General features: G+C 71.6%; 20 protein-coding genes and 1 pseudogene. 18 read left to right on the forward strand and 3 right to left on the reverse strand.

The annotated features are described in order from the left end of the window. Window positions 1-151: 151 nt before the first annotated feature. The 4 genes and pseudogenes from ACFPP6_RS33645 (at window position 152) to prcA (ending at window position 2,204) form a co-directional block, all read left to right on the forward strand. A complete protein-coding gene (locus ACFPP6_RS33645; RefSeq protein WP_058045164.1) occupies window positions 152-370 on the forward strand; it encodes a ubiquitin-like protein Pup in 219 nt (72 codons plus the stop codon). Window positions 371-389: 19 nt separating this feature from the next. Next, window positions 390-563, forward strand: a pseudogene (locus ACFPP6_RS33650) (endonuclease domain-containing protein); the annotation flags it as partial. Further along, window positions 515-1,360 (forward strand): proteasome subunit beta, encoded by an 846-nt coding sequence (gene prcB, locus ACFPP6_RS33655; protein ID WP_382050366.1) that lies wholly within the window; start codon window positions 515-517, stop codon window positions 1,358-1,360. The pseudogene ACFPP6_RS33650 and the gene prcB, both read left to right, overlap by 49 nt. 49 nt (window positions 1,361-1,409) lie before the next feature. After that, window positions 1,410-2,204: a proteasome subunit alpha gene (gene prcA / locus ACFPP6_RS33660; RefSeq protein WP_382050368.1), complete on the forward strand. Its 795-nt coding sequence runs from the start codon at window positions 1,410-1,412 to the stop codon at window positions 2,202-2,204. Window positions 2,205-2,307: 103 nt separating this feature from the next. Here the strand turns inward: prcA and ACFPP6_RS33665 are convergent, their stop codons facing one another. After that, a complete protein-coding gene (locus ACFPP6_RS33665) occupies window positions 2,308-3,378 on the reverse strand; it encodes a LacI family DNA-binding transcriptional regulator (protein ID WP_382050370.1) in 1,071 nt (356 codons plus the stop codon). Window positions 3,379-3,499: 121 nt separating this feature from the next. Between ACFPP6_RS33665 and ACFPP6_RS33670 the strand changes: the two genes are divergently transcribed. The 12 genes from ACFPP6_RS33670 to ACFPP6_RS33725 all read left to right on the forward strand — a co-directional run bounded on the left by ACFPP6_RS33670 (window position 3,500) and on the right by ACFPP6_RS33725 (window position 15,824). Continuing rightward, window positions 3,500-4,759 carry an MFS transporter gene (locus ACFPP6_RS33670; protein ID WP_382050372.1) on the forward strand — a complete coding sequence of 420 codons (1,260 nt, stop codon included), beginning with the start codon at window positions 3,500-3,502 and terminating at the stop codon, window positions 4,757-4,759. Window positions 4,760-4,768: 9 nt separating this feature from the next. Beyond that, window positions 4,769-6,130, forward strand: a complete 1,362-nt coding sequence (gene pafA, locus ACFPP6_RS33675) for a Pup--protein ligase (protein ID WP_168094223.1) — start codon at window positions 4,769-4,771, stop codon at window positions 6,128-6,130. A gap of 135 nt (window positions 6,131-6,265) precedes the next feature. Further along, a complete protein-coding gene (locus tag ACFPP6_RS33680) occupies window positions 6,266-7,234 on the forward strand; it encodes an FKBP-type peptidyl-prolyl cis-trans isomerase (protein WP_382050374.1) in 969 nt (322 codons plus the stop codon). Between the two features lie 64 nt (window positions 7,235-7,298). Continuing rightward, the gene (locus ACFPP6_RS33685; RefSeq protein WP_382050376.1) at window positions 7,299-7,679 is read left to right on the forward strand and encodes an FKBP-type peptidyl-prolyl cis-trans isomerase; all 381 of its coding nucleotides are present in this window, start codon (window positions 7,299-7,301) and stop codon (window positions 7,677-7,679) included. A 113-nt stretch (window positions 7,680-7,792) separates the two neighbouring features. Then, window positions 7,793-8,803: a helix-turn-helix transcriptional regulator gene (locus ACFPP6_RS33690; protein ID WP_382050378.1), complete on the forward strand. Its 1,011-nt coding sequence runs from the start codon at window positions 7,793-7,795 to the stop codon at window positions 8,801-8,803. 60 nt (window positions 8,804-8,863) lie between these two features. Next, window positions 8,864-9,826 (forward strand): helix-turn-helix transcriptional regulator, encoded by a 963-nt coding sequence (locus tag ACFPP6_RS33695; protein ID WP_382050380.1) that lies wholly within the window; start codon window positions 8,864-8,866, stop codon window positions 9,824-9,826. An 11-nt stretch (window positions 9,827-9,837) separates the two neighbouring features. After that, window positions 9,838-10,077: a hypothetical protein gene (locus ACFPP6_RS33700; protein WP_058047005.1), complete on the forward strand. Its 240-nt coding sequence runs from the start codon at window positions 9,838-9,840 to the stop codon at window positions 10,075-10,077. Between the two features lie 104 nt (window positions 10,078-10,181). Then, window positions 10,182-10,397: a hypothetical protein gene (locus ACFPP6_RS33705; protein ID WP_058045174.1), complete on the forward strand. Its 216-nt coding sequence runs from the start codon at window positions 10,182-10,184 to the stop codon at window positions 10,395-10,397. 228 nt (window positions 10,398-10,625) lie between these two features. After that, window positions 10,626-10,907 carry a Sec-independent protein translocase subunit TatA gene (tatA, locus tag ACFPP6_RS33710; protein WP_168096926.1) on the forward strand — a complete coding sequence of 94 codons (282 nt, stop codon included), beginning with the start codon at window positions 10,626-10,628 and terminating at the stop codon, window positions 10,905-10,907. 137 nt (window positions 10,908-11,044) lie between these two features. After that, window positions 11,045-11,935 (forward strand): twin-arginine translocase subunit TatC, encoded by an 891-nt coding sequence (tatC, locus tag ACFPP6_RS33715; protein ID WP_382050464.1) that lies wholly within the window; start codon window positions 11,045-11,047, stop codon window positions 11,933-11,935. A gap of 108 nt (window positions 11,936-12,043) precedes the next feature. Continuing rightward, window positions 12,044-12,949 (forward strand): diacylglycerol kinase, encoded by a 906-nt coding sequence (locus ACFPP6_RS33720; protein WP_382050383.1) that lies wholly within the window; start codon window positions 12,044-12,046, stop codon window positions 12,947-12,949. Window positions 12,950-12,995: 46 nt separating this feature from the next. Then, a complete protein-coding gene (locus ACFPP6_RS33725; RefSeq protein WP_382050385.1) occupies window positions 12,996-15,824 on the forward strand; it encodes a DEAD/DEAH box helicase in 2,829 nt (942 codons plus the stop codon). Between the two features lie 124 nt (window positions 15,825-15,948). On the opposite strand, the gene ACFPP6_RS33730 is transcribed toward ACFPP6_RS33725, so the two are convergent. Beyond that, window positions 15,949-16,797 carry a siderophore-interacting protein gene (locus ACFPP6_RS33730; protein WP_382050387.1) on the reverse strand — a complete coding sequence of 283 codons (849 nt, stop codon included), beginning with the start codon at window positions 16,795-16,797 and terminating at the stop codon, window positions 15,949-15,951. A 55-nt stretch (window positions 16,798-16,852) separates the two neighbouring features. Then, window positions 16,853-17,758, reverse strand: coding sequence for a 5'-3' exonuclease (locus ACFPP6_RS33735; RefSeq protein ID WP_382050466.1), 906 nt, complete (start codon window positions 17,756-17,758; stop codon window positions 16,853-16,855). A gap of 246 nt (window positions 17,759-18,004) precedes the next feature. Between ACFPP6_RS33735 and ACFPP6_RS33740 the strand changes: the two genes are divergently transcribed. Both ACFPP6_RS33740 and ACFPP6_RS33745 read left to right on the forward strand, forming a co-directional pair. After that, window positions 18,005-19,135, forward strand: coding sequence for a quaternary amine ABC transporter ATP-binding protein (locus ACFPP6_RS33740; RefSeq protein ID WP_382050389.1), 1,131 nt, complete (start codon window positions 18,005-18,007; stop codon window positions 19,133-19,135). Beyond that, entirely contained in the window at window positions 19,128-20,933 is a 1,806-nt protein-coding gene (locus ACFPP6_RS33745) for an ABC transporter permease/substrate binding protein (RefSeq protein ID WP_382050391.1), read from the forward strand. Before ACFPP6_RS33740 ends, ACFPP6_RS33745 begins: the two co-directional genes overlap by 8 nt.

The following is a 20,933-nucleotide window of genomic DNA, read 5'->3' on the forward strand; positions in this document are numbered from 1 at the left end:
GACGGCGTTCAGGGAATCATCACCGTGGTTCCGGGACGTTGTAGCAAGTACAGGGCCGATGTCGGACCCTGCTTGTAGGGTCTGATCTTGCAGGGCTGAGTACGACTGAGTACGTCCGATCTTGTACGTCGAACCGAGCGGGGTGAGGGATATGGCGACCAAGGACACCGGCGGCGGTCAGCAGAAGGCCACGCGATCCACAGAGGACGTCGAGGAGCAGGCGCAGGACGCGCAGGTCTCGGAGGACCTCAAGGAGCGGCAGGAGAAGCTGTCGGACGACGTCGACTCCGTGCTGGACGAGATCGACGACGTCCTCGAGGAGAACGCCGAGGACTTCGTGCGCTCCTTCGTGCAGAAGGGCGGCGAGTAGGCGGCCGCCCACGCCTGTCGATCATGATCATGGGACCGGTAAGGTCCGTGGCGTACTGTGCCCCAGCTCCGACGCGGCCCTGGGGCGGTTCAAGGATCGAGCGGACGTCATGGGGCGGGCCGCTGCATACGTGGAAGGAAACGTGTGGAAGCCAACACTCGTAGCACCGGGCATCTGCCGGCTGCCTTCCTGACCCCCGGTTCCTCGTCGTTCATGGATTTCCTGGCCTCGCACTCCCCGGAGCTGCTCCCGGGCAACCGGCCGCTCCCCGCGGTGCAGGGCGCCGTGGAGATCCCGCACGGCACGACGATCGTCGCGGCGTCGTTCCCCGGCGGCGTGGTGCTGGCCGGTGACCGGCGGGCCACGATGGGCAACGTCATCGCCCAGCGTGACATCGAGAAGGTCTTCCCGGCCGACGAGTACTCGGCGGTGGGCATCGCCGGCACGGCCGGTCTGGCCGTGGAGATGGTCAAGCTCTTCCAGCTGGAGCTGGAGCACTTCGAGAAGGTCGAAGGGGTTCAGCTCTCGCTGGAGGGCAAGGCGAACCGGCTGTCGACGATGATCCGCGGCAACCTCGGCATGGCCATGCAGGGCCTGGCCGTGGTGCCGCTCTTCGCCGGCTGGGACGTGGACCGCCAGAAGGGCCGGATCTTCTCCTACGACGTGACCGGCGGGCGCTCGGAGGAGCGCGGCTTCGCCGCCACCGGCTCGGGTTCGGTCTTCGCCCGGGGGGCGCTGAAGAAGCTCTTCCGTGAGGATCTGACGGAGAGCCAGGCCCTCACGCTCGTCGTCCAGGCGCTCTACGACGCCGCCGACGACGACTCCGCGACCGGCGGACCGGATCTTGCACGCCGTATCTATCCGATCGTCACCGTCATCACCGACGAGGGGTTCCGAAAGCTCACCGAGGCGGAGTGCTCCGAGATCGTCCGGGCGATCCACGACCGGCGCCTCCAGGAGCCGGACGGCCCCCGGGCCGCCCTCCTCTGAGGCCCCGGTCAGCATGTACCCCTCATTGACAGAAAGGGACGGATAACCGGTGTCGACGCCGTTCTACGTATCTCCTCAGCAGGCCATGGCCGACCGCGCCGAGTACGCCCGCAAGGGCATCGCGCGCGGCCGCAGTGTCGTGGTGCTCCAGTACACCGATGGCGTTGTCTTCGTTGCCGAGAACCCGTCCCGGGCCCTGCACAAGGTCAGCGAGATCTACGACCGGATCGCTTTCGCAGCGGTCGGCAAATACAACGAATTCGAGAACCTGCGGATCGGCGGTGTGCGCTACGCGGATCTGCGCGGTTACACCTACGACCGGGACGACGTCACGGCCCGTGGCCTGGCCAACGTCTACGCACAGACGCTGGGTTCGATCTTCTCCAGCGCCGCCGAGAAGCCCTACGAGGTGGAGCTGATCGTCGCCGAGGTCGGCGCGGCGCCCGAGGACGATCAGATCTACCGGCTGCCGCACGACGGCTCGATCGTGGATGAGCACGGTTCGGTCGCCGTCGGTGGCAATGCCGATCAGATCAGCAATTACCTCGATCAGCGGCACCGCGACGGGATGACCCTCTCGGAGGCGCTGAAGCTCGCGGTCGAGTCCCTCACCCGCGACAACAACGGCGGCGAGCGCACGCTCACCTCCGAGCAGCTGGAGGTCGCCGTCCTGGACCGGACGCGGCCGCAGCAGCGGAAGTTCAAGCGGCTGCTGGGCCGTCAGCTGTCGCGTCTGCTGGAGGAGGGCACGTCCAGCGGCGCGGCCGCCTCCGGTGCCGCCGAGTCCGGTGCGGAGCCGGAGGGTTCGTCCGAGGAGGGCGGCGCGGCCTCGTCCGAGAGCTGATTCTTCTGCTTGCCGAAACAGCGTGCGCCCCGCCGGTCATCCCGGCGGGGCGCACGCTGTTTCGCCGCCCGGAAACGACGGAAGCCTACGGAGGCTACGGGCGCTACGGGCGGGCGTAAGCCGTGGTGCCGCGGGTGACGAGCCGGACCGGGAGGGCCTCGGGGGCCGGCGGCCGCCCGTCGAGGACGGCCACGAGGGCGCGCATGCCGGCCTCGCCGACCGCTTCGGCCGGCAGCTGCACGGTGGTGAGCTCGGGCTCGACGGCCGTGGCGAGGGCCAGGTCGGTGAAGCCGGTGACGGAGAGGTCGGCGGGCACGTGCAGGCCCAGCCGGCGGGCGGCCTTGCACGCACCCGCGGCGAGGACGTCGTCGTCGCAGACGATGGCGGTCGGGCGGTGGCCGGGCTCGGCGAGGGCCCTCTCGGTGGCGCGCAGCCCGTCGGCGACGGTCAGGGGCGCCCGCTCGGTCCGCACGACCGCGCCGTCCGTCCCGCGCAGGGCGTTCGCCAGCGCCCGGGCGCGGACCCGGAACGTCCAGGTGTCGATGTCCGAGGCGAGGTGCAGGAACCGCCGGTGGCCGAGGCCCAGCAGGTGCTCCGCGACCTGGCGCATGCCGTCGGCGATCTCGGGGTTGACGGTGGCGGAGGCGCCCTCGTGCCCGGGGTCGCTGTCGAGCATGACGAGCGGGAGGCCGCCGCCCCGGATCGAGCCGAGCGCCTCGGCGGCCATCGAGGAGGCGAGGACGCCGTCGAGGGTGGCGCTGGCGGAGGCGAACGGGTCGCGGGCCGGGCCGGTGCCCTCGGGGGAGAGGTAGAGGACGACGCCGAGGCCGTGCTCGCGTGCCACGCGGACCACGCCGGTGTGGACCCGGGCGAAGAATTCGTTGGTCAGCGCCGGAACGACGAGCAGCACCGTGCGGGTGCGGCCGAGGCGGAGGTCGCGGGCGGCGAGGTTGGGGCGGTATCCCAGGCTGCGGGCGGCGGAGCGGACGGCCTCGGCGGTGCGCTCGGAGACCCGGCCCCGCCACTTCTCGCCCATGACGAGGGAGACCGTGGCCTGGGAGACCCCCGCGGCCCGGGCGACGTCGCGGCTGGTGGCGCGGGCCCCGGCGCGGGGACCGCGGGCCGTGGGCCACCGCTCGTCGCGGCGCTGCCCTGTCTCGTCGCCGCTGGTCACTGTCGGTGCCTCCCCTGGTGGCGCAGCCTGCGGCGTTGGACCCGCGGGCTGCGGCCATGATACGTATGACGCTTCTAGTTATACGTAAAACCCGAGGCTCGGGGAAGAGAGGAAGTCACCGATGGCGGCCGGCTACGGCGAGATGCTCAGAACGCGGCACGCCGCGCGCCTGCTCACAGGCACGCTGGTGGGCCGCCTGCCGAATGCCACGGCCGCGCTCGCGATCCCGCTGTTCGTCCTCGCCGAGGGCGGCAGCTTCGCGTTCGCCGGAGCACTGTCCGCCGTCTACGGTGTGGCGAACGCCGTCGGCCAGCCCCTGCTCGGCCGGGCCGTCGACCTCTACGGCCAGCCCCGCGTCATGCTCCCGTCGGCCCTGATGGCCGCGCTCGGCATGGCGGTCTTCGCCGTCACCGGCCCGGAGCCGGCCTTCCTAGCGTACGCGGCCATGGTGGTGTCCGGATTCTTCACCCCGCCGCTGGAGGGCGGCCTGCGGGCGCTGTGGCCCTCGGTCCTCAAGAGCGAGGAGCGGATCCACGCCGCGTACTCCCTGGACGCCATCGCCCAGGAGCTGATGTACGTCGTCGGCCCGCTGATCATCTCCGGCATGGTCGCCCTGTGGTCCCCGGCCGCCGCGCTGTTCGTGATCAACGCCCTCGGCGCCCTGGGTGCGCTCGCCGTCGTCACCTCGCGGCCCTCACGGGAGTGGCGCAGCGCGCCGCGCGAGGCGCACTGGCTGGGCGCGCTGCGCTCGCCCGGGCTGCGCGTCGTCCTCGGCACGTTCTTCTTCATAGGCACCGCGCTGGGCTCGATCGCCGTGGCGGCGATCGCCTACGGCAAGGACGCCGGCAACGACGCCACCGCCGGGTACATCCTCTCCGCGATCGGCGTGGGCGCCCTCATCGGCGGCACGGTCTACGGCCACCGCCAGTGGCCGGGCACGCCGGAGCAGCGCCTGCGGCTCCTCGTGGCCGGGCTCGCGGTCTGCTACGTGCCGCTGCTGCTGGTCCCGGGCACCGTGATGATGACGGTGCTCGCGGGTGTCGCCGGCATCTTCCTGGCGCCCTGTCTGGCCTGTGCCTTCGTCGTCGTGGACCGGCACGCGCCGCGGGGCACCGTCACGGAGGCCTTCTCCTGGCTGGTGACCTCCTTCGGCGTGGGCGCGGCCATCGGTTCCGGCGTGGTCGGCCCGGCGGTCCAGAGTGGCGGTGCGCGGGCGGGGTACCTGGTCGCCGTGGGCGGCGGCGCGGCGGCGCTGCTCGTCATGGTGGCGGCCCGCCGGTGGCTGCAGGCTCCCGCGACCCCGTCGCCCATCGTGGCCCGGTCGGAAAATGATCGGAACGGTGCGGTCGAACCCGGTTTCAGCGCAGGGCATCAGGCGTAATGTTCAGGCATGGACCGCCGCATTTTCGGGCTGGAGAACGAGTACGGCGTCACGTGCACCTTCAGGGGACAGCGCCGGCTGTCGCCTGACGAAGTGGCGCGCTACCTCTTCCGCCGTGTCGTTTCCTGGGGCCGCAGCAGCAATGTCTTCCTGCGCAACGGAGCGCGTCTCTACCTGGATGTGGGTTCGCACCCCGAATACGCAACTCCGGAGTGCGACAGCGTGGTCGAGCTGGTCACCCACGACAAGGCGGGGGAGCGCATTCTCGAGGGCCTGCTCGTCGACGCCGAGCGGCGCCTGCACGAGGAGGGGATCGCGGGCGACGTCTACCTCTTCAAGAACAACACCGACTCCGCCGGGAACTCCTACGGCTGCCACGAGAACTATCTCGTCGCGCGGCACGGGGAGTTCTCGCGTCTTGCGGACATCCTCATCCCCTTCCTGGTGACGCGGCAGCTGCTGTGCGGGGCGGGGAAGGTCCTGCAGACGCCCCGCGGCGCGGTCTACTGCGTCAGCCAGCGCGCGGAGCACATCTGGGAGGGCGTCAGCTCGGCGACCACCCGCTCCCGCCCGATCATCAACACCCGCGACGAGCCGCACGCCGACGCCGAGCGCTACCGCCGCCTGCACGTCATCGTCGGCGACTCCAACATGTCCGAGACGACGATGCTGCTGAAGGTCGGCGCGACGGACCTGGTGCTGCGCATGATCGAGGCGGGCACGGTCATGCGCGACCTCACGCTGGAGAATCCGATCCGGGCCATCCGCGAGGTCAGCCACGACATCACGGGCCGGCGGAAGGTCCGGCTCGCGAGCGGGCGCGAGGCCTCGGCCCTGGAGGTCCAGCAGGAGTACTACGAGAAGGCCGTGGACTTCTGCGAGCGCCGCGGCATCCGCACCGGCACGGTGGAGCGGGTCCTGGAGCTGTGGGGCCGCACCCTGGAGGCCGTCCGGGACGAGGACCTGGACCGGATCTCCACCGAGATCGACTGGGTGATGAAGTACCAGCTCATCGAGCAGTACCGGGCGAAGAACAACATCACCATGTCGCACCCGAGGGTCGCGCAGATAGACCTCGCGTACCACGACATCCACCGCCGCCGCGGGCTGTACTACCTGCTGGAGAAGCGCGGCCGCGCGGCCCGGGTGTGCAACGACCTGAAGATCTTCGAGGGCAAGTCCGTGCCCCCGCAGACGACGCGGGCCCGGCTGCGGGGCGACTTCATCCGCCGCGCACAGGAGCAGCGGCGCGACTTCACGGTCGACTGGGTGCACCTGAAGCTCAATGACCAGGCGCAGCGGACGGTGCTGTGCAAGGACCCGTTCCGGTCGGTGGACGACCGGGTGGAGAAGCTGATCGCAGGGATGTGAGCGGGCGGGGTGCGCCGGGCCGCGGGGCCCGGCGTACCGCCGTGTCGGGCAGGGTTGATCACACAGGATCAGGCCGTAAAGTGGCGGGCACTGCTCTGCCACCCCCTAGCCCGAGTTGGACTGATGAACCTCACGATGAACACGCGTCGCCTGGCCGCGGCGCTGGCCGTGCCTGTCCTGTTGTTCTCCGCCGCCGCGTGCGGTGACGACAAGGGCTCCTCCGAAGCGAAGGTTTCGGTGAAGGGGGACTTCGGCCAGAAGCCCGAGATCTCCGTGGAGAAGGGGTCGAAGCCGGGCGACGAGCTCACCGTGAAGACGCTGTCGGAGGGCAAGGGCGACAAGGTCGAGAAGGGCAGCTTCGTCCGCCTCGACTTCGCCGTGCAGAGCATGAAGGACGACAAGCCGCTGGGCGGTTCCTGGTCGAGCCAGGGGCAGACGCCGGGCGGCAAGGACGTGCGCCGCCAGGACGTCTTCGCCGCGGGCCAGCCGGGCCAGCAGGTGCCCGCGAAGGTGGCCGACGCCGTGATCGGCCAGCGGGCCGGCAGCCGGGTCGAGGTCCTGGGCACGGTGAAGGAGACCATCGGCGAGCAGGTCAACCCGCAGCTGGGCCTGGAGCCGGAGGACGGCCTGGTCTGGGTCGTCGACGTGGTCGGTGCCCAGAAGGTCGACCCGAAGAGCGAGGTCAAGGGTGACCAGGCCAAGCCGGACGAGGGCATGCCCGAGGTGAAGGTGCTCCCGCAGAAGGCCGCGGAGATCACCATCCCCAAGGACACCAAGGCGCCCTCGGACCTCAAGGAGCAGGTGCTGATCAAGGGCAACGGCCCGGAGATCAAGGCGGGCGAGGGGCTGATCGCCCAGTACACCGGTGTGAAGTGGGAGGACGGCAAGAAGTTCGACTCCTCCTGGGACCACTCGGGGGCGACGAGCTTCCAGATCGGCACCGGTTCGGTCGTCCAGGGCTGGGACAAGGGCCTGGTCGGCAAGCGCGTCGGGGACCGGGTCGAGCTGGTGATCCCGCCGAAGCTGGGCTACGAGGGCCAGGCCGGCAGCGGCCTGGACAAGAACACGCTGGTGTTCGTCGTCGATATCGTGGGCAAGGTCTGATCTTTGACCGGGATCTGCCAGACTTGCACGGTTGTCTACAAGATTCGTTCGTAGGAGCACTTTCGTGAGCATCGACAAGCCCGAGATTGATTTCCCCGAGGGCCCGGAGCCCACTGACCTGGAGATCACCGAGATCTGGGAGGGCGACGGCGAGGTCGCCAAGGCCGGCCAGCTGGCCAAGGTCCACTACGTGGGCGTGGCCTTCTCCACGGGCGAGGAGTTCGACGCCAGCTGGAACCGCGGCACGCCGCTGGAGTTCCAGCTCGGCGCCGGCCAGGTCATCGCGGGCTGGGACCAGGGCATCCAGGGCATGAAGGTCGGTGGCCGCCGCAAGCTGGTCATCCCGCCGCACCTGGCGTACGGCGACCGCGGTGCCGGTGGCGGCCGCATCGCCCCGGGCGAGTCGCTGATCTTCGTCTGCGACCTGGTCGCCGTCAAGGGCTGACCCTTTCCGTGCGGGCCGAGGCCCCACGCCTGCGGGCGTGGGGCCTCGGCTTTTGCGCTTGCAGGCCGGAGCGGTACGGTCAGCGGTTGAGAGCACAAGTAGAGAGGGCGTCGATGGCGATTGCCAAGGCCGAGCGGCTGATGAACCTGGCGCTGTGCCTGCTGGGGACGCGCCGTCCGCTGAGCAAGCGGGAGCTCAGGGGCTCCATCGAGGCCTACCTCGAAGCCTTCGGGCCGGGGAACGGCACGGCGTCCGGAACGGCCTCCGGGGCCCCGGACAACGCCGCGGGCAGCGAGGACGCCTTCAACCGCATGTTCGAGCGCGACAAGGACGACCTGCGCGAGCTCGGCCTGATCATCGAGACGGTGGAGAGCGTCGACGGCGAGACCGGCTATCTGGCCCGCCGCGACAGCAACCGCCTGCCCCCCATCACGCTGGACGTCGAGGAGGCGGCCGCCCTGGGCCTGGCCGCCAGCGTGTGGCAGCAGGCCCGTCTGGCCGCCGCGGCCAGCGGGGCGCTGCAGAAGCTGCGGGCCGCCGGGATGCCGCTCGCGGAGGAGGCCTACGGCCACAGCGCCCTGGAGACGCGGATCCCGGTCCACGAGGCGGCCTTCGAGCCGCTGATGCTGGCCGCGCGCGACCGGCGCCCCGTCGCCTTCGACTACCGCAAGGCGAATTCGGCCCGCCCCGAGCAGCGGCACGTCGAGCCGTGGACGCTGGAGTGCTGGCGCGGCCACTGGTACCTGGCGGGCTGGGACCGCGACCGCAAGGCGGAGCGCGTCTTCCGGCTGTCCCGGATCACCGGCAAGGTGCGGTCGCGGGGCATCCCCTTCACGGCTCCGGTGCCCGACCACGTGACCGTCCGCGAGACCGTCGAGCGCTGGGCCGGCGAGACGGCGACGAGCACGGCCCTGATCAAGGTGCGGGCGGACCACGGGTACCCGCTGCGGGCCCGGGCCCTGGCCACGCGCGAGCTGGGCGACGGCTGGGACGAGCTGGAGATCCCCTACGGGCACGGGCTGGACGCCTGGCTCGTGGAGTTCGGGCCGGACGTGGTGGTGCTGGAACCGGCGGAGCTGCGGGCCGAGGTGCTCGACCGGCTGCGCGCCGTGGCCAAGGGCTGAGAGAGCGGATACGGGCCGAAGGGCCCGCGACGAGGGCTGAGAGGAACGGACCGACTTCTGATGGCCGGAAACGCCATTGACCAGACGCGGCGGATGCTGTCGCTGGTCACCTATCTGCGGGAGCGCCCCGGCGCCCGGGTCACCGACGTGGCGCGCGCCTTCGGGATCACCGAGGACGAGCTGATCGGCGACCTCGACGTCCTGCCGATGTGCGGCACCAGCTTCCGCGGCGGTGACCTGCTGGACATCGACACCGACGGCGACCGCATCTGGTGGCACAACCCGGACGCCTCGGGCAGCAGCACGGGCGAGCCCCTGCGGCTGGCCGCGGACGAGGCCACGGCCCTGCTGGTGGCCGCGCGCGCGGTGGCCACGCTGCCCGGTCTGCGGGAGAGCGGCCGGCAGGCGCTGGTGCGGGCCACCGCGAAGATCGAGGCCGCGGCCGGCGAGGCGGCGGGCGCGAGCTCCCGGCTGTCGGTGACCTTCGAGTCCGAGGGCGGCGTCTTCGCCGACGTCGACCGGGCGATCGCCGAGCGCCGCCGCGTGTGGATCAAGTACTACTCGCCCGCGCGCGACGAGCTCACCGAGCGCGAGGTCGACCCCGTCCGGCTGTTCGTCGTGGGCCACACCTATATGGAGGCGTGGTGCCGGCTGTCGGAGGCGCGGCGCACCTTCCGCCTGGACCGGGTGGCCGAAATCCGGCTGCTCGACGAGCCGTCCGATCCGCCGCCGGTCGAGCTGCGCGACCTGTCCGAGGGGCTGGTGCAGCCGGCCGCGGAGGACCCGGAGGTCGTGATCGAGGTGGGCCCCGGCGGCCGCTGGGTCGCCGAGTACTACCCGCACGACAGCGCCGAGGAGCAGCCCGACGGGGGCCTGCGGATCACGCTGCGCACCCCGGACCCGGCCTCGCTGCGCCGGCTCGCGCTGCGGCTCGGCGGCGACGGGCGGATCGTCTCGCCGGCCGGGCTGGCGGCCAGCGCGCGGGACGCGGCCCGCGAGGCCCTTGCGGCGTACGGGGAGTGAGGGTGGACGCGATGGACGGGAGAGTGCCGGGAGCCGCGCTGTTCAAGGCGGCCTGTCCCGACTGCCGCGGGCGCTTCGAGCTGGCCGCGAGTGCGCTGCGGCTGGCGATCGGCGGCAGCCGGCGGACCACCTTCTACTCCTTCACCTGCCCGGACTGCGGCTCCGCGGTGCGCAAGCCGGCGGGGGAGCGGATCGTCGAGCTGCTGACCGGCGGCGGGGTGCGGACGCTCCGGCTGCACTCGACGGTGTGAGCCCCGGCCCGCTGCCGGGACCGGTGCGTACGAACACAGTCCGTACGAAACACTCCGATAAACAGTTGTTTTGAGCCATTCCGACATCCCGATAGGTTCACCTCATGTTCTGGCCCATGCTCGCCGTAGCCCTCGCCTTCCTGGGGATCGCCGTCCTCGGGGTGCTGGCCGCCCGGGTGCTGGTCGAAGTGCGGCGGCTGGCGCGCCAGGTGTCGGAGAGCTCACAGCGGATCAGCCGGGCCGCGGAGGACCTGGAGCGGGCCGCGACGCCGCTCGCCGCGGCGAGTGCGCAGGCCGCGCACACTTTGCGCCAGGAATGAGCGGTTCTGACAACGTCGCTCCCGCTCTCTCCTGGGGCCGCTGACCGGGCGGTACGCTGTTTCGGCGGCCCCGGCGACGAGGCGGGGGGCCGCAGCCGGGAGTACGCAAGGGGATTGCCCGGCGTTTACCCCTGCGCGTTACGATCGCTGCCGTACGGCTGATGGACAAATGTCCGATCAGTCGGCAGTACCCCACCCCATGCCGCCTCGGTGAGAAGGTAAACGCAAATGTTCGGTAGGCTCGGCGCCCCCGAGATCATCCTCATTCTCGTCGTCATCGTCCTGCTGTTCGGTGCGAAGAAGCTCCCGGACATGGCGCGTTCCCTCGGCAAGTCCGCCCGCATCCTCAAGAGCGAGGCGAAGGCCATGAAGTCGGAGGGCCAGGACAACGCCTCCGCCCCGGCCGACCCGCCCGCCGGCCAGGCCCCGCGTACGATCAAGGCGGCTCCCGGCGATGTGGCCGGCGCGCGTCCGGTCACCGAGCCGAGCGACCGCTCCACGCAGCACTGACCAGCGCAGCAGCGCTGAGCAGCACTTTTTCAGGGACGATCGAGGCGGCCGCCCGCGGGGCGTCCGTCTGCCGCACGAGATAGGGACGTGGGTTGCCCAAGTCTGCCCGCAAGAAGGAGAAGGACCCCGAGGGGCGGATGCCGCTCGCGGAGCACCTGCGTGAGCTGCGCAACAGGCTGGCCAAGGCGGTCATCGCGATCGTCGTGGTCGCCATCGTCGCCGCGTTCTACCAGAAGCAGCTCACGGACTTCCTCTCGAGTCCCGTTCCCAAGTGCCCGGGCCGTGACCTGGCGCAGAGCCACGGCGGCAACTGCGCGGTCGTGGTGTTCAACAGCCTGGCCTCGCCGTTCACGACGATCGTGAAGGTGTGCCTGCTCGCGGGCGTCACCCTCTCCTCGCCGATCTGGCTCTACCAGCTGTGGGCGTTCCTCGCACCGGGCCTGCACAAGAACGAGAAGAAGTACACGATCGCCTTCGTGGCGACGGCCGCCCCCCTCTTCGTCGCCGGTGCCTACCTGGCCTACGAGATCATGCCGATGAGCATGCGGGTGCTGCTGAAGATCACACCCGATTCCGCGGCCAACACCCTCAACCTCGACGACATCCTCGACTTCACCGTCCGGATGATCCTCGTCTTCGGCCTCGCCTTCGAGCTGCCGCTGCTCCTGGTCATGATGAACATCGCCGGGATGGTCACCGGCAAGACCATGATCAAGTGGTGGCGCGGCGTCGTCATGGGCGTCTTCGTCTTCGGCGCGATCGCGACTCCCAGCACCGACCCGTTCGGCATGTGCATCCTGGCCGTGCCGATCATCATCCTGTACTTCGGTGCGGTGGGCTTCTCGATGCTCAACGACAAGCGTCGCCTGCGCCGCAACCCCGACCGGCTGCTGTCCGACGACGAGGCTTCCCCCCTCGACCTGACCCCGCAGTCCGTCGGCGACTCCGAGCCGATGCCGGCCCTGCACGAGCGGTCCGGCGACGACCGCAGCCACGCGGCCCGCAACAGCTACGACGACGTGACGTGAACCGGGCCGGCACGCCCGGACGGAGCGTGCCGCACGGACACCGCCGAGGGGCGGCCGCTGACGCAGCGGCCGCCCCTCGGCGCATTCCGACCCGGTAGGGTCCGGCGGGTGACCAGCGACATCACGCTCTTCGTCAACCCGGCGGCAGGCCGCGGGCGCGGGGCGGCCGCCGCCCAGCCGGCCGCCCGGGCGCTGCGGGCCGCCGGGTTCTCCGTGCGCACCGTCCTCGGGGAGGACGCCGCCGACGCCCTGCGCCGGGCCCGCGAGGCCGTGGCGGGCGGCACCGGCGCGCTGATCGCCGTCGGCGGCGACGGCATGGTCTCGCTGGCCCTCCAGGCCGTTGCCGGCACCCCCGTCCCGCTCGGCGTGGTCGCCGCCGGCACCGGCAACGACTTCGCCCGGGCCGCCGGGCTGCCCGTCCGCGACCCCGCGGCGGCCGGCCGGCTCATCGCCCGGTCGCTCAAGGGCGACGGCGGCCGCCCCGTGGACCTCGGCCGGGCCGGCGGGACGTACTTCGCGACGGTGCTCGCCTCCGGCTTCGACTCGCGCGTCAACGACCGTGGCAACCGGATGCGCTTCCCCACCGGCCGGCTGCGCTACGACGTGGCCCTGCTCGCCGAGCTGGCGGCGCTGCGCCCCGTCCCGTACCGGATCAGGCTGGACGACGGCCCGGAGCAGGAGGTCGAGGCGACCCTCGTCGCGGTCGGCAACAGCTCCTCGTACGGCGGGGGCATGCGCATCTGCGCGGACGCCCGCATGGACGACGGGCTGTTCGACATCACCGTCGTCGGCCCGTGCAGCCGCTCCACCCTGCTGAAGGTCTTCCCCCGGGTCTACCGCGGCACCCACCTCGATCACCCCGCGGTCACCGTGCACCGCGTCGCCAAGGTGTCACTGTCCGCGGCCGGGATCACCGGCTGGGCGGACGGCGAGCCGCTCGGCCCGCTGCCGCTGACCGCCGAGACCGTGCCGGAGGCCGTGCGCCTGCTCGGAGCTGCGGAAAAGGCTGCATAAAAGATCGGGTGCGCTGTCGGGGGTCACCGGTAGTCTCGTAGACAAGATGACCGACGACATGTCCCCTGCTGAGCGCTACGCCCTGTCACGGGTGCGCGCTGCCGAGCAGGCCACCGCGCTCGCACCGTTCCGCGAGATGTACGAATTCGAACTCGACCCCTTCCAGATAGACGCCTGCAAGGCCCTGGAGGGCGGGAAGGGTGTGCTGGTCGCCGCGCCGACCGGTTCGGGCAAGACCATCGTGGGCGAGTTCGCCGTCCACCTGGCCCTCACGCAGGGCCGGAAGTGCTTCTACACGACGCCCATCAAGGCGCTGTCGAACCAGAAGTACAGCGATCTCGTCAGGCGCTACGGCGCCGCCAAGGTCGGCCTGCTGACGGGCGACAACAGCGTCAACGCCGACGCCCCGGTGCTCGTGATGACCACCGAGGTCCTGCGCAACATGCTCTACGCCAACTCCCAGGCCCTCATCGGCCTGGGCTACGTGGTCATGGACGAGGTGCACTACCTCTCCGACCGCTTCCGCGGCGCCGTCTGGGAGGAGGTCATCATCCACCTCCCGGAGTCGGTGACCCTCGTCTCCCTGTCGGCCACCGTCTCCAACGCCGAGGAGTTCGGCGACTGGCTGGACACCGTGCGCGGCGACACCGAGGTGATCGTCTCCGAGGAGCGGCCCGTCCCGCTGTGGCAGCACGTGCTCGCCGGCCGGCGGATGTACGACCTCTTCGAGGAGGAGACGGACCACGGCGGCCGCGGCGCCGCCCGGCGCGAGGTCAACCCCGACCTGCTGCGCATGGCCCGCATGGAGAACAGCCGCACCTACAACCCGCGCGAGCGCCGCCGCGGCAAGATGGTGCGCGAGGCCGACCGCGAGCGCGAGCGCCGCCAGCGCAGCCGCATCTGGACGCCCGGCCGCCCGGAGGTCATCGAGCGCCTCGACGCCGAGGGCCTGCTGCCCGCGATCACCTTCATCTTCAGCCGCGCCGGCTGCGAGGCCGCCGTCCAGCAGTGCCTCTACGCCGGCCTGCGGCTCAACGACGACGAGGCCCGCGCCAGGGTCCGCTCGATCGTCGAGGAGCGCACGGCCGCCATCCCCGACGAGGACCTGCACGTCCTCGGCTACTTCGAGTGGCTCGAGGGCCTGGAGCGCGGCATCGCCGCCCACCACGCGGGCATGCTGCCGACCTTCAAGGAGGTCGTCGAGGAGCTCTTCGTCAAGGGTCTGGTCAAGGCCGTCTTCGCCACCGAGACGCTGGCCCTCGGCATCAACATGCCGGCCCGCACGGTGGTGCTGGAGAAGCTCGTCAAGTGGAACGGCGAGACCCACGCGGACATCACGCCCGGCGAGTACACCCAGCTGACGGGCCGGGCGGGGCGCCGCGGCATCGACGTCGAGGGGCACGCCGTCGTGCTGTGGCAGCGCGCCATGGACCCGGCCGCGCTCGCGGGCCTCGCGGGCACTCGCACGTACCCCCTGCGCTCCAGCTTCAAGCCGTCGTACAACATGGCGGTCAACCTCGTCTCGCAGTTCGGGCGGCACCGCTCGCGCGAGCTCCTGGAGACGTCGTTCGCGCAGTTCCAGGCCGACAAGTCGGTCGTCGGCATCTCCCGGCAGGTGCAGAAGAACGAGGAGGGCCTTGCGGGTTACCGCGAAGCCGTCACCTGCCACCTGGGCGACTTCGAGGAGTACGCCCGGATGCGCCGCGAGCTGAAGGACCGTGAGAACGAGCTGGCCAAGCAGGGTGCGGTGCAGCGGCGCGCCGCCGCGGCGACGGCCCTGGAGCGGCTCAAGCCCGGCGACGTCATCCACGTCCCGACCGGCAAGTACGCGGGCCTGGCCCTCGTGCTGGACCCCGGCCTGCCGCCCGCCCGCGCCGACCGCCACCGCGGCTTCGACGCCCACGACGGCCCGCGCCCGCTGGTGCTCACCGCCGAGCGGCAGGTCAAGCGCCTCGCCGCCATGGACTTCCCCGTGCCGGTCGAGCCGCTGGAGCGGATGCGGATCCCCAAGTCCTTCAACCCGCGCTCCCCGCAGTCGCGCCGCGACCTCGCCTCCGCACTGCGCACCAAGGCGGGCCACATCGTGCCCGACCGGCACCGCAGGCCCCGGGCGTCCGGCGCCGACGACGCCGAGATCACCCGGCTGCGCGCCGCCCTGCGCGCGCACCCCTGCCACGGCTGCTCCGAGCGCGAGGACCACGCCCGATGGGCGGAGCGCTACCACCGGCTGCTGCGGGACACCCGCCAGCTGGAGCGGCGCATCGAGGGGCGTACTAACACCATCGCCCGCACCTTCGACCGGATCTGCGCGCTCCTGACCGACCTGGACTACCTGCACGGGAACGAGGTCACCGAGCACGGCAAGCGGCTCGCCCGGCTCTACGGCGAGCTGGACCTGCTGGCCTCCGAGTGCCTGCGCGACGGCGTGTGGGAGGGGCTGAAGCCGGCCGAGCTGGCGGCGTGCGCCTCGGCGCTCGTCTTCGAGGCGCGCATGGCCGACGACGCGGCGCCCCCGAAGCTGCCCACGGGCCCGGCGAAGGAAGCCCTCGGCGAGATGGTCCGCATCTGGGGCCGGCTCGACGCCCTGGAGGAACAGCACAAGATCAACCAGGCGGAGGGGGTCGGCCAGCGCGAGCCGGACCTCGGCTTCGCCTGGGCCGCGTACCGCTGGGCGTCCGGGCACGGCCTGGACGAGGTCCTGCGGGAGGTCGAGATGCCGGCCGGCGACTTCGTGCGGTGGTGCAAGCAGCTGATCGACGTGCTGGGCCAGATCGCGGCGGCGGCGCCGCAGGACGGCAGCACGGTGGCGCGCAATGCGCGGCGCGCGGTGGACGGCTTGCTGCGGGGTGTCGTGGCGTACTCGTCGGTGGGCTGAGCCCGGCCCGGGTCACCTCCGGTGGGGGTTGCCCGCCGCCGCGTCGGCGGGATTTTCCCCTGACCCGCCGCCTTCCCGAAACCCCTGCGGGGGGCTCGGGAAGGCGGCGGGCGGCCGGTCGCGGCTATGCCGCCGCCGCGCCCTCCTGCTCGGCCTCGACCTGCTGGTTCCACTCGGGCTTGGACGCCTGCCAGCCGTCCTCGTCGTGGCCGCGGCGCCAGTAGCCCGACACCGACAGGCGCTCGCGCGGCACCTCCCGCTCCACGCGCAGGTAGCGGCGGAGCTCCTTCACGAAGCCGGCCTCGCCGTGGACGAAGGCCTGGACGTCGCCGGAGGGGAAGTCGAGCGCGCGCACGGCCGCGACGAGGGGCTCGCCGACGGGCGCGTCGCCGCGGTGCAGCCACGTGACCTCGACGCCCTCGGCCAGCTCCAGCTTCTGCTCCTCCTCCGGGCCCGCGATCTCGACGAAGGCGTGCACGCGCGCGCCCGCCGGGATCCGCTCCAGGGACGCGGCGATCGCCGGCAGCGCGCTCTCGTCGCCCGCCAGGAGGTGCCAGTCGGCGCCCGGGTCGGGGGAGTACGCGCCGCCGGGGCCGCGGAAGAACACCTCGGCGCCCGGCCGGACGGAGGCCGCCCACGGGCCGGCCAGGCCCTCGTCGCCGTGGACGACGAAGTCGATGGCCAGCTCGCGCGCCTCGCGGTCGAAGGAGCGCACCGTGTAGGTACGGGTCTTCGGCCACTGCTCGTGGGGCAGGTCGCGGCGGATGATCTCCATGTCGAAGGACTCGGGATACGTGACACCGGGTACGGGGAAGAGCAGCTTCACGTAGTGGTCGGTGTGCTCGCCCGCGCCGAAGTCCGCGAGGCCCTCGCCGCCGAGCACCACGCGCACCATGTGCGGCGTGAGCCGCTCGGTGCGCACTACACGGGCCTGGTTCAGCTTCGGCCGCTGCCGGACGGGACGCTCTGCCATGGTGTCTCCCCTGATCCCCTGATCCTGAAAAGTTAGGTTCACCTAACCTAACAGCTCAGCCGGCGAGGCCGCCCAGCAACCGCTGCAGCGAGCCGCCCAGCCCCCACCGCTCGGCCAGGGCGTCGAGCGTCTCCGGGTCCCGCGGCTCGGTCGGCAGCGCCGGATCGAAGGGCGCCAGCGGGACGTCCGACGCCACCCGGACGACCTTCGGGGCCACCGCCAGATAGGGCTTGGCCTCCGTCAGGCGTGTGCGCTGCGCCGGGGTGAGCTTCGCCGCCGGGTCGTCCACGGCCGCCAGGATCCCGGCCAGGTCGCCGAAGGAGGCCAGCAGCTTCGCGGCCGTCTTCTCGCCGATGCCGGGCACGCCCGGCAGCCCGTCGCTGGGGTCGCCGCGCAGCAGCGCGAGGTCCGCGTACCCGGATCCGTCCACCCCGTACTTCTCGCGCAGCAGCGCCTCGTCGACCGTCTGCAGCGTGCCCACGCCCTTGAGCGGGTACAGCACCCGCACCCCGCGCCGGTCGTCCACCAGCTGGTAGAGGTCGCGGTCGCCGGTGACGATGTCGACCGGGCCCGCGGCGCGGCCCGCGAGCGTGCCGATCACGTCGTCGGCCTCGTACCCCGTGGCGCCGACCCGGGCGATGCCGATCGCGTCGAGCACGGCCTCGATCACCGGGACCTGCGGGGAGAGGGTGTCGGGCACCTCCTCCTCGTCGGGGCCGGTCTCGGTCTCCTCGGCCACCCGGTGCGTCTTGTAGGTGGGGATGAGCTCGACCCGCCAGTGGGGCCGCCAGTCGAAGTCCATGCAGGCCACCAGGTCGTCGGGGTGGTGGTCCTGGACCAGGCGGGCGATGAAGTCGAGCAGGCCGCGCACCGCGTTCACCGGGGTGCCGTCGGGGGCGCGGACGGAGTCGGGCACGCCGAAGTAGGCGCGGAAGTACAGGGAGGCGGTGTCGAGGAGCATCAGGCGTCGCGTCACGGGTCGATCATGCCGCAGACCACTGACACGCCTCCCGCAACCCCACCCCGCCGATGTGAACCGGGTCACTGTTCCGTTTGCCCGGATTGATCGGGGGCAGGCGCGGCACCGGAGCGGACCCCGTCCTCGGCACGTGTGCCGGAAGCGGGCACGCGGACCGATGCCGCACCGCTCCACGGCCCTGCCACAGGGGGAGGCAGGGCCGTCCTGAGTTCGACCCGAGAGGTGTATGTGTCCAGGCTCCAGGCCGAGCATCTGTACAAGGTGTTCGGCAGACGACCCGAAGCCGCCGTCCGACGGCTCGAAGGCGGCGCCGACCGCGACGAGCTGCGTGCCGACGGCACCACCGCAGCGGTCATCGACGCCTCGTTCGAGGTGGAGGCGGGCCAGATCTTCGTGGTGATGGGTCTGTCCGGATCCGGCAAGTCCACGCTGCTGCGCATGCTCAACGGACTGCTGGAGCCGACCGCCGGCCGCGTCCTCTTCGACGGGGAGGACCTGACCGCCCTGTCCCCGCGCGACCTGCGCACGGTGCGCTCCCGGAAGATCAGCATGGTCTTCCAGCACTTCGCGCTCTTCCCGCACCGCAGCGTGCTGGAGAACGCGGCCTACGGCCTGGAGGTGCAGGGTGTGGCCCGCGCGGAGCGCGAGGAGCGCGCCGCCGAGGCGCTGGAGCTCGCGGGCCTCAAGGGCTGGGAGGCCTCCTGGCCCGACGAGCTCTCGGGCGGCATGCAGCAGCGCGTCGGGCTCGCCCGCGCGCTGGCCACCGACGCGGACCTGCTGCTGATGGACGAGTCCTTCAGCGCGCTCGACCCGCTGATCCGCCGCGACATGCAGGACCAGCTGCTGGACCTGCAGACGCGGCTGAAGAAGACCATCGTCTTCATCACCCACGACCTCAACGAGGCCATGCGCCTCGGCGACCGGATCGCCGTCATGCGCGACGGCCGGATCGTGCAGAACGGCACCGCGGAGGACATCCTCGTGCGCCCGGCCAACGACTACGTGGCCTCCTTCATCCAGGACGTCGACCGCAGCCGGGTGCTGACCGCCGGTTCGATCATGGACCGGGCGGGCCGGGCCTCCGGCGCCGAGGGGGCGGCCACCGTCCCCGCGTCGACGCCCGTGGCCGACCTGTTCGCCTCCTTCGCCCGCAGCGCCGCCCCCGTCACCGTCACCGACGAGCGGGGCGAGCCGGCCGGCGTCGTCACCCGTGACCTGCTGTTCGCCGCGCTCGGCGAGGAGCCGGGGGTGCCCGCACCGCGGCCCGGCGAGCCCGTGGAGGCCAGGGAGGCCGCGGAGGCCGTGGAGGCCGCCACGCCTGCCCGCGCCGACGAGGCGGAGGTGAGCGCCCGTGCCTAGGATCCACTTCGGAAGCTGGGCCGAGGACGCCGTCAGCTGGCTGCAGACCCACCTGAGCGGGCTCTTCGACGTCATCAACACGGTCCTGACCGGTATGTACGACGGGGTGAACGCCGTCCTCGGCGCCCCCGAGCCGCTGCTGATGGCCGGCATCCTGGCCGTCGTCGCCTGGTGGCTGCGCGGGCTGCTGCCCGCCGTGCTCACCTTCGCCGGCTTCGCCCTGGTCGACTCCTTCGGCCTGTGGGAGGCGGCGATGGCGACGCTGTCGCTCGTCCTCGTCGCGAGCCTGATCACGCTGCTGGTCGCCGTGCCGCTCGGCATCTGGGCGTCGCGCAGCAGCAAGGTCAGCGGGGCGCTGCGGCCCGTGCTGGACGTCATGCAGACGATGCCCGCCTTCGTCTACCTGATCCCCGGCGTCATGTTCTTCTCGATCGGTCCGATCCCCGGCCTGATCGCGACCGTCGTCTTCTCGATGCCGCCCGGCGTGCGCATGACCGAGCTGGGCATCCGGCAGGTCGACGGCGAGCTCGTCGAGGCCGCGACCGCCTTCGGCACCACGCCGCGCGACACCCTGACCCGGGTGCAGCTGCCCCTCGCCCTGCCCACGATCATGGCGGGCGTCAACCAGGTCATCATGCTGGCCCTGTCCATGGTCGTCATCGCCGGCATGGCGGGCGCGGGCGGCCTCGGCGAGGCCGTGTACGCGGCCGTCACCAAGGTCGACATCGGCGGCGGCGTCGAGAGCGGCCTGGCCGTCGTCGTCCTCGCCATCTACCTGGACCGCATGACCGGCGCCCTCAACCAGCGGGTCTCCCCGCTCGGCCGGCGCGCCGCAGCCAAGGCCGCCTCCGCCGCCCGCGGGCTCGCCTTCCTGCGCTACCGGCCCGGCACGGCCGTCGCCGCCGTCGGCGTCGTCGTCCTCGCGCTGGTCGCCGGCGGGATGAACCTCGCCGGCAACGGCGACGACCGGCAGAACGTGGCCGCGGGCGCGGACGTGGGCCAGGGCCGGGGCATCAAGCTCGGCTACTTCCCCTGGGACGAGGCCGTCGCCACCACCTACCTGTGGCAGAACATCCTCGAGGACCGCGGCTACAAGCCGGACGTCAAGCAGCTCGACCCCGGGCCGCTGTACACCGCGCTGGCGCAGGGCCAGATGGACCTGCAGTTCGACTCCTGGCTGCCGACCACCCACAAGCAGTACATGGACCGCTACCGCGACAAGCTCACCGACCTGGGCGCCTGGTACGGGCCCACCTCGCTGGAGCTGTCCGTGCCCGACTACGTCAAGGGCGTGGACTCGCTGGAGGACCTCAAGGGCAAGAGCGCCCTGTTCGGCGGGAAGATCGTCGGCATCGAGTCCAGCGCGGGCATGATGGGCACGCTCAACGACAAGGTCCTCAAGGAGTACGGGCTGGACGGCGAGTACAAGGTCGTCTCCTCGTCCACCTCCTCGATGCTCGCCGACCTCGACCGGGCCATCAAGAAGAAGGAGCCCATCGTCACCACCCTGTGGTCGCCGCACTGGGCCTACGGCAAGCACCAGCTGAAGAAGCTCAAGGACCCCAAGGGGGCCTGGGGCAAGGGCGAGGAGATCCACGCCGTCGGCAAGAAGGACTTCGGCAAGGACTTCCCCGAGGTCACGGCCTGGCTGAAGGACTTCGAGCTGTCCGAGAAGGACCTCGCCTCCCTGGAGGTCGAGATCCAGAACGGCGGCAAGGGCAAGGAGAAGGAGTCCGCGCGCCGCTGGCTGGACGCCCACCCGGGCCTCGCCGACAAGCTGGCGCCTGTCCACCACTGA

This window comes from Streptomyces aureoversilis (assembly GCF_042657885.1).
Classification (GTDB): Bacteria; Actinomycetota; Actinomycetes; order Streptomycetales; family Streptomycetaceae; genus Streptomyces; species Streptomyces aureoversilis.